The following is a 14,395-nucleotide window of genomic DNA, read 5'->3' as shown; positions in this document are numbered from 1 at the left end:
AGTTTAAAAAATCCGAAATTTATTATGATAAAAAAATTTAATTTTATGGTACCAAGATGAAAATATTTATAAACGGCAAAGAATTATCAGTAATGTTAGAAAATGAAGAAAATGCTTATGAAATATTAAAGCCAATAGAAGAATGGTGTAATTCTAATGATTTTCTTATTAACAAGGTTATTATAGATGAAAGGGAGCTTCAGCCATATATAGATGAAGAATATGAAACAATACCTATAGATGGAATAGAAAAAATAGAAGTTGAAGCATTAAGTCATGCTGAGTATTCTCTTTATTCTATTATGTCAATAATGGAATATATTGAAAATGTATGCAATACAGCGGGCGAGTCTTTAACTCAGAAAGATATTGAAGCATTAAAAGACGGAATATCTTGGATACTTGATTCAGTGCCTAGAGCCATATTCTTATTTAATATGAGTTTGGAGTCTTACGGAATTATACATTTAATAAAAATGCTTGAAGTGAAATTGGAAAGATTTAATTCTTTATCTGATAATTTAGAAAAAAACATAGAGTTCTTTAATGAGGAGTTCAAGCCGTTTTTGAAAGAAAAAATGATTCCTGCTATGGAGCTTGTTATAGAAGAGGCTAAAATAAATACTATAGCTTTATTTGCAAGCAATATTACAAGCAGCAATGCATTATATAAAATTGGAAGTCTTCCTAAATTTCTTCCTTTGATATTGGATATATTAGAATCTATTGTTAATAAACTTCAGTCTGGAAATGATAAGGATGCCTTTATATATGCAGAAAAATTTTCACGTATAGTAAGTTTTTCATTCAGCATACTTTCAACAGCAGCTGCTATCTATTCAATAGATTATTCTCAGATTTCTTTGAATTCTGTTACTCTTTCTGATGCTATAAGTGATTTTAATGATATGATGAATAATGTTTTAGAAGCATTTGCTAATGAAGATTATATATCAATAGCAGATTTACTTGAATATGAAATAAAAGAAAGAATAGAAAATATAATGAATTATATACCGCTTGTAGAGGAACATATTGAAAAACTCAATGTTTGATTTTGAAGAAAGCGATAATTCTTTTAAGCCTATGGCTGAGAGAATGCGTCCTCTTTCAATAGAAGAAGTTTTCGGTCAGAAACATATATTAGCTCCTGATAAAACTTTAAGGAAAATGATAGATAAAGATAAAATTACATCTATGGTTTTCTTCGGTCCTCCAGGTGTAGGGAAATCAACTGTAGCTTCAATAATAGCAAAAAAAACTAAAAGCGAATATATAAAACTTAATGCTGTGCTTTCAAATGTATCTGAAATAAGAGAGGCTATTAAAAAGGCAGAAAAGAATTTAGAAAATAGAAAAAAGACCATTCTTTTTATAGATGAGATACACAGATTTAATAAGAGTCAGCAGGATGCTCTTCTTCCAGCTGTTGAAAATGGTTCTGTAATACTTATAGGAAGCACAACTCAAAACCCGTATTTTTATCTTAATAATGCTCTGCTTTCACGTATAATGCTTTTCGAGTTTAAAAATTTGGATGATAATGATATTAGAGAAGCCATAGAAAAAGCTGTTAAAGATAAAAGAGGGTTAGGGGAGTCGGATGTTGATATTGAAGAGGAAGCTGTAAATTTAATAGTACGCTATTCTCATGGGGATGTTAGAAAGGCTTTTACATATCTTGAGGCTTCATATTTAGCAACTCAGATAGATGAAACCAAAGAAAGACTTACTATTACTGAAGAGATAGTAAAAGATGTTACAAGCAAGCAGTCATTAACATTTGATGAGGATGAGCATTATAATACGATAAGTGCTTTTATAAAAAGTGTAAGGGGAAGCGATGTTAATGCTGCCGTTTATTATTTGGCTAGAATGCTTGAATCAGGAGAAGACCCTAGATATATAGCAAGACGTTTATGCATATTAGCTTCGGAAGATATAGGTTTGGCTGAACCTAATGCTATGAATATTGCTGCTTCTCTTGTGAGCATTATTGATTTTATAGGAATGCCTGAAGGAAGAATACCTCTGGCAGAAGTTACAATATATTTGGCATTATGCCCAAAATCAAACTCTGCTTATAATGCTATTAATAAGGCTATGAGAGATATAAGAAATGGTGAGTTATATTCTATTCCAAATTATTTAAAGGATAATCATTCGGCATCATTCGATAAAAAAAGCGATGAAGAATATAAATATCCTCATGATTTTCCTTATCATATAGTAAAGCAGGATTATTTAGAAAAAGGCATAAAGAAAAATTATTATGATCCTGTTGATATAGGCGAGGAGCGTGAGCTTAAAAAACGATATGAATGGATTGAAAAGCATATATGAAAATTAATTAAGCTTTAATTTTTTAGTTAATTTATTGCTTATATCTTTAGTTCCTGATTCGCCTACTGATGTTAAAAAGAATTTTTTATCTGATAATTTTTCATCTATAACTTCATTAACCAATTTTAGATTTACACTGTCTATATATTTATAAATATCTTTAAATGAAATATATTTAGAAGCGTACAATTCATTTCTGGCATTTTTATTCATTATAGATTCTGCATTAAATTTGCTAAATGCCATAGAACTTTTATAGCTTTCTTTAGCCTCTTCAAGTTCTTCTTCTGATATTCTTTCACTAAGAAGTTTTTCTACCTCATAATAAATGCTTTCTATAGTTTCTTTGTATCTGTCTAAGCTGGTAGAGCCATGTATCTCAAAAGTACCGCCATTTATGAAGCTTGAATTATAGCTGTATATACTGTAGCATAGACCTTTATTTTCCCTTATAGCCTGAAACAGTCTTGAATAAGCACTTCCTCCAAATATATCATTAACTATGTTCATGGCATATCTTTTTTTGCTATCGCATGCATTGTATGAAGGCTTTACCAATGAAAAATAAACCTGATGAAGCTCTTTTTTTTCTTTAGTTATTGTTTTATAGTAAAAAGGCAGACTTTCATTAAGCGTTTTAGATTTTTTTTCTAACTGTATTTTTGATAATCTTTTTACAGCATATTCTACATCAAAATTTCCAGCTACTGATATTATCAAATTATTTGAATTAAAATGTTCTTTAAAATAACTGTATACTTTATCTCTGCTTATTTTTTTTATATTGCTTATATTTCCTCCTATAGGAAAACTCATAGATGTTCCTTTATAGGCATTTGCAAAAAATTGATTTGCTGTTATTTCCTCAGGAGTATCATTTGACATTTTTAATTCTTCTATAATTACTTTTTTTTCTTTTTCTATATCATCTTCTCTAAATGCTGAGTTCATTATAACATTTTCCAATGTATCTATGGCTCTGTTAAAATATTTAGATATTATATTTATATAGAATGTTGTTAAATGTCTTGAGGTAAAAGCATTAAATATTCCGCCTACGCCTTCTATATGTCTTATTATATCTTTAGCTGTAAGATCATGAGTTCCTTTAAATAGCATATGCTCTATAAAATGAGTATATCCATTTTCATCTTTAGATTCATTAGCACTGCCTGTTAGGAATACGAATCCTATTGATACGGTGTCAAGCATAGGCATTCTCTCAAGAACAACCCTGATACCGTTTTTAAGTGTAAGTCTTTTTACCATATTTTTTATACCATAAAAAATTATTATATATTAATTTTAGAATTTTCGGCAATATTAATTATAAAAATAAAGTTAATATTATAAAATATCGCATATAGACTTTATAATATTAACCTTCTTTCTTTCTCTTTCACTTAAAGGAGCATATTTTGATTTGTACATAACATCATTAGCAAGTACTATAAATTGTTCCTTTAGCATTTCTGCCGCCTCTTTAGGAGTTTTTCCGTTTCCCTTTATAGCCAAGTCATCATTATTAATAACAAAGTGATCGTCAGCTATTTTAGTTATATATCCTTTTAAAGGAGCTTTAAAATGAAAATCATCTACATCGCTGAAGTTTAATTCAACTTTTTGTTTTTGTGCCATTAATTTATACCTGCCTTTTTTGCATAATCTTCATTGGTTAAACTAAATGTTTTTTGTGTAAATAAAATATCATTGGTGTTAAATGCATACGGTGTTTTGCCTTTGAGTTTGCTTACACCATTCGATATAGCTTGATCTATAATGATATATAGCTCTTCGGCATGTCTTTGCTGATATTTCATTACATCTGCAATAACTATTTCATAAGCCGTCTGCCTTGTAGGAGCTCCTGTGTCGCCTATAATATGATATGAATCTCCATCCAAGTAATCTATCCATAAATAGTTACCCTCATTATCATAAATCTCAAAATCTATATTAACCTTCTGGGACCAAAAAGACATAGAAGCATGAGCATACATTAGACCGTCAATATTTTTTTCTTTTAAAAGTGAAAAAACATCGCCGTCAACTGCAAGCGTTCCAGTAGCCGCCACATAATCAGACCCTAATACATAATAATAATCACTAGGAAGAGATGCAAATTCATCATCTCCTATAGCCTCTTTTAAGGTTACAAGTTTAACCATTTCATTTTGAGAATTAAAATTGCTTATGAAACTGTTTAATACAAAATCTGTATAAATTTCTGTGTTTAAATATTTAAGTCTGTCATAATACTGATTTGTCATGCTTTTTGGAAATGTAAAAGATGCAACTGCAATTGTTCTTTGTTTATTTATAATCTCATCAACTCTCACATAAGAATATTTGCTGGCACATGAAACAAATATAAATAATGCTGTTATAGCTAATATATAAATTTTTATCTTCATTTCTTATTATTTCCTATTCCTCTGCGTTATTATTATTTTCTTCTCTATAGCTTATAACCTGTTTTATTAGAGCTCTAACAGCTATATCCTGATCAGTAGAAGACAGCAAATTAAGAGATCTGTCAACTCTGGCATCATCATAATCTTTCAAAGCTTCAATAGCAGCCATTCTAACCCATTTATTTTTACTTGATAAACTTTCAAGTATTGGGTTTAAAAGCTCATTAGCCTGCAAACGTCCTGCAACTTTTAATCCCTCTATTTGTACCTGCAAATCTGTATCAGAAATCGCTCTCTTTATCCTATCTATAGCCTCAGCATTTTTAGCATCTAATTTTCCAAGCCCAAGCACAGCTAAGCATCTTACATTAAAATCAGGGTCTTCAACACTTGCACGCAGAAAATCACTATAAGCAATATCAGCCTCTATATTTCCTAAAAGCCATACAGCCTCAGCACGCACCTCTCTCCCGCCATTTTGTGCAGCATTAATAACTTCTAATATAACCTCTTCATCATTTGGGTTTTTAGCAAGTTTTTTCTCCGCCTTATGAACATCATCAAGCCTTCTTAAAGTAACATCCTTTTCAGAACATGATAATAACAGCATAGAAGCTATTATGAAAATTAAAATACTTAAATTCTTATTTATAATCATCTATATTTTATAACCATTTACTTTTTATTTTGTTAATCTCATCTTTAGCTTTTTGTACATTCTCTATAGAACCTTGTGCAAATGTATCTTTTCCGCCTCCGCGTCCGCCTGCAGCAGCAATAATATCTTTTATTATATTATTTGCTGATATATTTTTTTCTTTTAAAGCTTTTCCAGTAACCTGTACAAGTATAGAGTTAGATGAATCAGTTTTGCTTATCATTATACTAATACCATCTTTTACCCTTTCTTTTATAGTATCAGCATAAAGTCTTACACCTTTTATATCTTCATTAAACTCCAAGTTATAGAATCTAATTCCATTTAAATCTTCAAAATTCTCCATAAATGAAACAGCAGAAGCTCCTGAAGTTTTTAACTGCTTATTTTCTTTTTGAAGTTTTTTTACTTCATTTTGTAAGTTTTCAGCTCTTATGCTGAGTTCATCTACTTTAGTAGCACCAAGTATATGAGTTAATCCTTTTACTTTATTAAATAATTTTGTAGCTTCTCTTGCTGCCTTAAGCCCAGTTATAGCTTCTATACGTCTTACTCCGCTTGCCACAGAACCCTCGCTGACTATATGGAAATAACCAACTTCGGATGTATTTGTCAAATGACTTCCTCCGCAAAGCTCAACTGAAAAACCATCTCCAATATTGAGTATTCTTACAGTATCAGGATATTTTTCTCCGAATAATGCCTTAGCACCGCATGAAATAGCTTCCTCTTTAGGCATGTATTTTATAACAGCAGGCATTGATTTAAATACTACATCATTAACCTGATTTTCTATGATCATTAATGTATCTTCTGATATGGAGTCTGGATGAGTAAAGTCGAATCTTAGATAATCCTCGCATACAAAACTTCCAGCCTGATTTACATGGCTTCCAAGAGTAAGTTCAAGAACTTTCTGTAATATATGTGTTGCTGTATGATTCTTTCTTATAGAGTTTCTTCTGTCTATATTAACGAACAGCTTTACTTCTTCTCCTACTTTCAAAGTATGATTATCGCAATCAACTATCATTATAACAGTGTTTTCTTTTTTCTGTGTATCTACAACTTTTGATATTTCTCCTTTAGAGTTTTCTATATATCCGTTATCTCCAACCTGTCCTCCCATTTCTCCGTAGAAAGGAGATACATCTGTAATTATAACAGCTTTAGAACTTGAAGTACTGTCCTTCTTATTTCCTTCTTCATATATTGCTTCTATTTTGGCATTGATACCTTTAATCATAGCCTGATAATCTTCGCCTACATATTTGGTTTCGATTTTTTCTACATATCCAAATTTAGATTTTTTATCGCTGTCTGCACCTCTGCTTCTTTTTTTCTGCTCTTCCATAGCCTCTTCAAAGCCAGCTTTATCTACAGTAAAACCATGATCTGAAGCCTCTTCTTCTGTTATATCAAGAGGAAGTCCATAGGTGTCAAAAAGCATAAATGCATCAGAGCCTTTTATTATTTTACTCTCTTTATTTTCTTCCATTACAGCATAAAGTTTATTCATTCCAGCAGATATTGTATTTATAAATTTATTTTCTTCTTCTTTTAATATTCTTTTCACATTTTCTTCTTCTTTAGGAAGATTATCATATATAGTTCCGTATACTCCGACAACAGAACCAGTAAGCTCATTCAAAAAATCAGACTTATAACCAAAATCATTAGCCGTTTTTAAAGCTCTTCTTAAAAGTCTTCTTAATACATATCCTCTGCCTTCATTGGACGGAGTGCATCCTTCAGCTATTACAAAAACCAATGCTCTTAAATGATCAGCTATTAAATTAATTTTAGTTTTATTTTTATCATCATATTTAACATTTAATTTTTTTACTATAGCATCAACTATAGGCTTCATTACATCAGTTTGATAATTGCTTTCTACTCCCTGCGTTATATAGCAAAGTCTTTCAAGTCCCATTCCAGTATCTATACCTACATTTGGAAGAGGCGATAAGTTTCCATCAACATCTTGGAAAAACTCGTTAAATACCAAATTCCAAAACTCCAAATATCTCTCACAATCGCATCCAACAAAACAATCAGGTTTTCCGCATCCTTTCTCTTCACCCATATCAATGTAAAGCTCACTGCAAGGTCCGCAAGCTCCAGAATCCCCAGCAGGTCCCCAGAAATTATCTTTTTTGCCAAGTCTTACTATTTTTTCTTTAGGAACTCCTATATGCTCATTCCAAATCTTAAAAGCATCATCATCCTTTTCATAAATTGAAACATATATTTTTTCTATAGGAAGTTTTATAACCTGAGTAGAAAATTCCCAAGCAAATTCAATAGCCTCTTTTTTGAAATAATCTCCCATAAAGCAGAAATTACCAAACATCTCAAAAAATGTATGATGTCTTGCAGTTTTTCCTATATTTTCTAAATCAGAAAGTCTGAAGCATTTTTGTATAGTAGCAACCCTTGAATAAGGAGCTTTTTTTATCCCAGCATAGTACGGCTTAAATTGAAGCATTCCTGCAGTTGTAAATAAAAGACTAGGGTCATCTATTGGTATTAATGAAGATGATTTTTCTATAGCATGATTTTTACTTTTAAAAAACTCTTTAAATTTTTCTCTTAATTCTAAATGTGTCATATTTTAATTCTCCCCATTATATGAACACTATAATAATGTTTTTATATATTAATTTCCTATTAATAATATACTAAATTAATTATGAATGCAAGTAAAAAGCTAAAAATAGTTAACATAATTTTTTGATTACTAATTAAAAAGAGCTTCACAAAATACATTGCAAAGCTCTTTATATACAATTAATACTCGTTTCATAATGATTTCTTTAAACTAATATATAATTTTTTTTATATTACAAAATATGAATTTCATAATCCAATCTTTTTATATAAATTATCCCTAAATTTATCTCTTAATTTTCTAATAGGAATATACCAACATATTTTATTTATTATTTCTTTTATTTTTTTAGAAGATTTATCAAAATTATTCTTTATATCCTCTAAATATGTTATATACTCATCAGCATTTTTTAAACTAAATCTATAATAACATACATATTCATCTATATCTGTATTAGTTTCTATCACTTTTGGATGATTTATTGTATCTATATTATAGGTTTCAGTATTACCTAAATAATGATCTTTATATTTGCAATGAACACTATCTATTCCCCAACCTATATTACTTACTAAATTAATATTAGGATCTATACATATACCGTCATCTTGAATTATTGAAATAGTCCAAGTATATGACCAACTGTCAATTTTTCTCTCTTTTTGTACTTCAGGATGTTTCATCATATAAACTTATCTTTCCAGTACATTCTCATATATGCATCTTTATAAATATTATCTATTTTTTTGCATATATCTTCATAACTATATTTATCTAAATTTGTATCATAATGTTTCCAAGCTCTTCTCCAAGTAGCCCAGCCCCAGCACTGCATTATAGATGAAAAATAATAAGTATATTCTGAACAAGGCTCTCCATAATGAAATCCTCCTATACTCATAATTCTTTCATTATCTTTATAATAATCTAAAAGTTCTTCGCAAAAATAAAAAAAAGACTGACTAGGCAGACAATCATCTTCAAGTATTATTCCATCTTCTTCATTTTCAAAAAACCAATTAATACCTTCTGATATAGATCTGCGGCAGCCTATATTAACATCTCTAAATAAAGTTTTTACTTCACAATCCCAATCAACTTTTTCAATAATTTTCCTAGTAGCCATACACTTTTCATATTCATTTTCTACATTATTTCTAGGACCATCGGCTACTACGTATAAGCGAGGAGGTTTTGCTTCTCTTATAGCTTCAAAAACTCTATTAGTTAATTCCTCTCTATTAAAAATTAAAAAAAGCACAGGTTTATTCATATAAGAACTCCGATATTATAGCCTATATATTTTTCATAACAATAAACTTTGCATTTATAAATATATCATTTACTGCGATTCTAAAAACTTAATTATAACAAATTTACTTTGTAATTATAAATAAATAATATATATTTGTCAACGAGCAGCAGATATTAATATTTTTCATTTTCTTTTGCATATAAAATAGATTTCTTAAATACACATTGAAGTACTATTTAGTTATATTTCATAATTAAAAATTTATTTCTATTTTTTATTTAAATATTAACTCTATTAATAAAAAATCATACTTAAATAATTTTAAAAAATTTAAATTACATATGAACGCCTAATAATTCATATATATATAATTATTAAACATTTACTAATAAAAGTAAAAACATAAGAAAAGGGATTTACTTATTATAAAATTAGCAAATCCCTTTTTTATTATATTAATTTAATAACTATTCTATTATTATTACATAAGTCATTCTAGCACGTTTAATTGTTATAGTGAAAGACTTATCATTGCCGTAAGATTTAACAAACTCATTATAATCATTAGTATTAGATATTGTTATTCCATTTATAGCTTTAATAACATCACCTGGTCTAAGTCCAGACTGATATGCTTTAGAGTTTTGAGTCATATTAAGTACAACAACACCTCTTTCATTGCTTCTAATTTGAAGTCTTTGAGATATTTCAGGAGTTATATCAGAAACATCTAATCCCATCCAAGAACGTGCATTGCCTTGTCCGTTATTTTGCAAAGTTCTGTTAGGAACAACTGCTTCATCATCAACTCTAGCTTCAATAGTTACTTTAGTTGATCTTTCTCTGCCGTTTCTTAAATATTTAACAGTAACCTCTTTTCCTACTTTTGTAGTTGCTACTTTATTGAATAAATCACCTGATCTAGTCATTTTTTCGCCGTCAAATTCTATAATTATATCACCGTCTTCCAAACCGCCTTTAGAAGCAGGAGAATCAGGTATAACTTCGCTTACATAAACACCGCTGTTTTGCTTAACATTAAGTCCTCTTGATAGATTTTCATCAATATCCTGAAGGTATATACCTAAATATCCTCTAGTTACTTTTCCGTTTTCTTTTAAATCTGTCATAACAGAAGTGGCAAGATTAATAGGGGTAGCGAAACCTATACCAATACTTCCGCCTGAAGTAGAGTATATTAAAGTATTAATTCCTATAACCTGACCATGAATATTAAATAAAGGTCCTCCTGAATTACCAGGGTTTATAGCAACATCAGTCTGTATATATCTTTGGTATTTGTTAGCTCCTACATCGCTTCTTCCTTTAGCACTTACAATACCGAATGTTACAGTATTATTAAGACCATAAGGGTTTCCAATAGCAATGGCAAACTCACCTGGCTCTATAGCGTCGCTGTCGCCTAAAGCAACATAAGGGAAAGTTCTGTTATCAGCTTCTATTTTTAATAAAGCTAAATCATAAGCTTCATCATACCCTATTAACTGTGCAGGAAGCTCTCCGTCCTCTCCATAAAGAGTTATCATTATTTTAGTAGCACCTTTAACTACATGATAATTAGAAAGCACATAACCATCTTCATTAATTATAAAACCGCTTCCTAAAGATTTTTGGCTTCTTCTTTGTCTAGGTACCTGATCTCCAAAGAAGAATCTAAAGAAATCATCAGCATATCTGTCTTGTTCAGTCTGACCTGCTTCAATTTCTGTGGATATATTAACAACAGCAGGCATATTTCTATCAACTACATCTCTTATAGCACTTTCAACTTCTAAAGCTCCATCTAATGAACCAGAAAAAGCTGTTTTTTCAGGTGCTGCCTGTGCATGAACCAAGAATTCATCTTTCTTATAATTTTTTTCATAAGAAAAAATAAAGAATGAAATTATGATTCCAACTAAAGTAAAAGTAAGTCCAAGATTTAAAAAGAACATAAAAGAACGTTTTTTTTGCTCCATATATGCATAACCTCCATAAATATATAATATATATTAACCTTTTTTAAATTACTAAAAATTATATGAATTGTCAAATTTATAACAGTTAAAATTAATATTTATAAAAAAATTATATGAAATGTAATCCCCTAAGAAACAAAATAATGACAATCATATCAGTTTTAGTATATAATATAAACCTAAATCAAAAAAACAAGGTAAAAATATTATTTATAATTATTATTATCATAAAATATTTCAGGTTCGCCTTTTGGTCTTGTATTCCACCTAGTATGAACCCAAAGCCAATTTTCAGGATGCTTAGCAATAATTTCTTCCAGCTTTTTTGTGTATCTTTGCACATTATGTCTTAATGTTTCTTCTTTTGTTTCTTTTTCTTCTATATACATAATATCATAAACTATAATTTTATGATGTCCGTATCTGTCTGGCAAATCATAAAGTATAGCCATAGGAAGTTTTGTTTTCATGGCTATTGCAACAGGTCCAACAGCTGTTGCACATGGATATCCAAAGAAGTCTACAAATATTCCTTGTGTATAATTTTGATCAGATAAAAAAGCTACAGGAGTATTTTTGTTTAAGGCATGAAATATATCTCTTAAATCTCCCCATCTTGATATGCATGTCATGCCTCTTTTTTCTCTCCATGATTTCATATAGGCATCTAATTTAGGATTATCAAGAGGTCTTACTATAACACTTGGATCATATCCATGTATTGCAAAATAAAATGCTATATATTCCCAATTTCCAATATGACCTGTAATAGCTATGATTCCTCTATTCTTTTCATGCATAGCTTTATCAAAAATATCCTGACCTTCTATCTTTATACGTTTTAAAATCTGCTCATTAGACATTCTTGATGCTTTTATAAATTCGGCAAAAGTCATAAGCATTGATTCCATAGAACGCTTTGCAATTCTTTTTCTTTCATGAAAACTTTTTTCAGGAAATGCCTGCTTCAAATTTATTAAAGCTACCTTTCTGCTTTTAAAAGCAAAAATATACATTAATATGCCCATTAATTTAGCAAATAATACAACAATTATATAAGGCATAAATGATATTATTTCCATTAGTATGCGTAATGGAACATATTCAAGCATAATAACTTTTGGTGATTTATAAGCCAAAATAAAACCTCACATCAGCACGAAATTATTTTTTATCTTCTTCACTTTCATCAAATCCATCCCCTGGTTCATCTTTTATCTGTTCTTCATTATTATTTTCTGTGTCTTTATTATCATCATTATCTTCTGTTTTAATTTCTTCTTCATTATTACTATTGTCATTTTCTTCTGCTTCTTTTTCTTCTTTAATAGTTTCTGTATTTGCAGAATTTTCTTCTTTTACAGAATCATCTTTTATAGGCTCATCTGTTATAGATCCAATTATAGGCTCTTCTTCATCAGCTCCCTCAATTAATATCCCAGCTCCAGATAATTCTCCCTGAGTGATTAAGTAATTAAAACCAGATATAAAGTAATAGGCTTCAGTTAATGCTTTCATAACATTATAGCCTTGTATTCTTTTTTTGCTTTTACCTATATCAGCAGAGAAAGTTAATATATCATTAGGATTTTCTATTATTCTTTCTCTTTCCTCTTTATCTAATAAAAGTTTATCTAATTTTTTCTTGAACGGTGTTATTATAGAAACAAAAGTATTTCTTAGATTTTTAGCTAAATATGAACGCTGACCATTTTTATCTGAAAGCATTGATACTCTTTGCTCAAAACGCATAGTTTTATCAGCTTCTACTTTTTCTATTGTTTTGCAAAGTTCACTGTATTCATTTAATCTAGAATTAGTATCTGATAATGACAAGAATATATTATTAAAATCATTTTTATAATCTGTTCTAACCTGATTATCATACACTAAATTATATCTAACCTTATTAGATACAAATACAGCAGAATATTCTCTGTCCAAGAAATCTATTAATACTTTTATTCTGTAAATTTTATCTTTAGTAGAAACAACAAAGAAAGGGTCTGCTTCATATTCTATTCCATTGTCTTCTTTCTTGAAAGATACGCATTTATTGATAAGTTTAACACCTATAGATTCAACTTTGCTTAATTTATCTTCTTCTGAACCTTCTTTATTTTTTCCTATGTTTTCTTTTGCTTCTTCTATTTTTATTTCCTGAAGTTTTTCTTTATCTTTTTTCAATTTTGTGTGATATCCTAATATATCAGCTTCAGTAATATTAAAAAATCGGTTAAAATCATTTATAGTTTCAAGTTTTTCTTTAGACGCATATTGTAATAAAGCAAATAACTTAGGATAATATTTTGAATATATAAGCTCAACAGCTCTTTTGAATGCTGATATTCTTGAATTTACTATTCCTTTGCTGATATTATCAACCATAGCATAAGCAAACATTGCCTTTTCCCCAGCTATCTTCATTCTTGAAGAATAAGTATGAAGTACATATAATGGTCTGAACATAGCTTTTATTTCTTTTACATAACTTTCAGCCATAACATTAGTATTTAGTTCTTTATATGGTCTTAAAAAATCTTTATAAAGTTTTTCATCATATTGATCTTTTATTCTCTCCAAAAGCTCTAAATCTTCCAAATCTTTGGCAAACTGAGATACTATTTTATCATGCTTAATCTTAGAATCTATATTTGAAGATTCAACAGGATTTAAAGCATTAAAAATTAGGGTATCCATTTCAAGTAAAGCAGCTATTACATTTTTATCTATAAAGTTTAGAAATTTAGGATTAACATTTCCTCCTACAAATGTAATAACACCTGCACTAAGAGCATTGAACCATAATTTCATATTATAAAATACGCCGTTATCTTTTTTAAGAGTAATAGTATTATTAGAAGCAGATGTTTTTGTTTTTGCTTTATTATCAGAAGGCAAAGATCTATTATTAGAAGATGAATCCGATTTTCCTCTTGAATCTGATGAAGTACTGCTTCTTCTTCTTGAGCCTCCTACTACCCCTGTATTTACTTTCTTTTTATCTGCTATTACCTCACCGCCTGCATCGACAAATTTATTAAACAAGTCTTTTCTTGTATTTTGTTCAAGATTATCTAATTTTAATCTATCTCTAGTATTGTCTATATCACCCATAGAAAAATAGCTCCC

At 29.2% G+C, this 14,395-nt stretch carries 12 protein-coding genes; 2 read left to right on the top strand and 10 right to left on the bottom strand.

Translation table 11 applies throughout. The features are described from left to right. Window positions 1-56 precede the first annotated feature (56 nt). Window positions 57-1,055 carry a hypothetical protein gene (locus Q0J69_RS05525; protein WP_297204972.1) on the top strand — a complete coding sequence of 333 codons (999 nt, stop codon included), beginning with the start codon at window positions 57-59 and terminating at the stop codon, window positions 1,053-1,055. Further along, window positions 1,048-2,343, top strand: coding sequence for a replication-associated recombination protein A (locus tag Q0J69_RS05520; protein WP_366030302.1), 1,296 nt, complete (start codon window positions 1,048-1,050; stop codon window positions 2,341-2,343). The genes Q0J69_RS05525 and Q0J69_RS05520 overlap by 8 nt, the downstream gene beginning before the upstream one ends. Window positions 2,344-2,346: 3 nt before the next feature. Here the strand turns inward: Q0J69_RS05520 and Q0J69_RS05515 are convergent, their stop codons facing one another. The 10 genes from Q0J69_RS05515 to Q0J69_RS05470 all read right to left on the bottom strand — a co-directional run bounded on the left by Q0J69_RS05515 (window position 2,347) and on the right by Q0J69_RS05470 (window position 14,380). After that, window positions 2,347-3,612 (bottom strand): pitrilysin family protein, encoded by a 1,266-nt coding sequence (locus Q0J69_RS05515; RefSeq protein ID WP_297204970.1) that lies wholly within the window; start codon window positions 3,610-3,612, stop codon window positions 2,347-2,349. A gap of 78 nt (window positions 3,613-3,690) precedes the next feature. After that, window positions 3,691-3,981, bottom strand: a complete 291-nt coding sequence (locus Q0J69_RS05510; protein WP_297204969.1) for a hypothetical protein — start codon at window positions 3,979-3,981, stop codon at window positions 3,691-3,693. Beyond that, a complete protein-coding gene (locus tag Q0J69_RS05505) occupies window positions 3,981-4,757 on the bottom strand; it encodes a hypothetical protein (protein WP_297204968.1) in 777 nt (258 codons plus the stop codon). The genes Q0J69_RS05510 and Q0J69_RS05505 overlap by 1 nt, the downstream gene beginning before the upstream one ends. A 13-nt stretch (window positions 4,758-4,770) precedes the next feature. Further along, window positions 4,771-5,415, bottom strand: a complete 645-nt coding sequence (locus Q0J69_RS05500) for a HEAT repeat domain-containing protein (protein WP_297204967.1) — start codon at window positions 5,413-5,415, stop codon at window positions 4,771-4,773. Between the two features lie 7 nt (window positions 5,416-5,422). Beyond that, window positions 5,423-8,026, bottom strand: coding sequence for an alanine--tRNA ligase (gene alaS / locus Q0J69_RS05495; RefSeq protein WP_297204966.1), 2,604 nt, complete (start codon window positions 8,024-8,026; stop codon window positions 5,423-5,425). Between the two features lie 248 nt (window positions 8,027-8,274). Beyond that, the gene (locus tag Q0J69_RS05490; protein WP_297204965.1) at window positions 8,275-8,715 is read right to left on the bottom strand and encodes a hypothetical protein; all 441 of its coding nucleotides are present in this window, start codon (window positions 8,713-8,715) and stop codon (window positions 8,275-8,277) included. Beyond that, a complete protein-coding gene (locus Q0J69_RS05485; protein ID WP_297204964.1) occupies window positions 8,712-9,302 on the bottom strand; it encodes a hypothetical protein in 591 nt (196 codons plus the stop codon). The genes Q0J69_RS05490 and Q0J69_RS05485 overlap by 4 nt, the downstream gene beginning before the upstream one ends. A 449-nt stretch (window positions 9,303-9,751) precedes the next feature. After that, window positions 9,752-11,263 (bottom strand): Do family serine endopeptidase, encoded by a 1,512-nt coding sequence (locus Q0J69_RS05480; protein WP_297204963.1) that lies wholly within the window; start codon window positions 11,261-11,263, stop codon window positions 9,752-9,754. 206 nt (window positions 11,264-11,469) lie between these two features. Further along, complete coding sequence (locus Q0J69_RS05475) at window positions 11,470-12,402, bottom strand: lysophospholipid acyltransferase family protein (protein WP_297204962.1); 933 nt, start codon at window positions 12,400-12,402, stop codon at window positions 11,470-11,472. Between the two features lie 25 nt (window positions 12,403-12,427). Beyond that, on the bottom strand, window positions 12,428-14,380 hold the full coding sequence (locus Q0J69_RS05470; RefSeq protein WP_297204961.1) for a hypothetical protein: 1,953 nt from the start codon (window positions 14,378-14,380) through the stop codon (window positions 12,428-12,430). Window positions 14,381-14,395: the final 15 nt, after the last annotated feature.

Origin of the sequence: uncultured Brachyspira sp. (genome assembly GCF_944388875.1) — a bacterium.
GTDB lineage: Bacteria > Spirochaetota > Brachyspiria > Brachyspirales > Brachyspiraceae > Brachyspira.
This window is presented reverse-complemented; position numbering and strand designations above follow the sequence as displayed.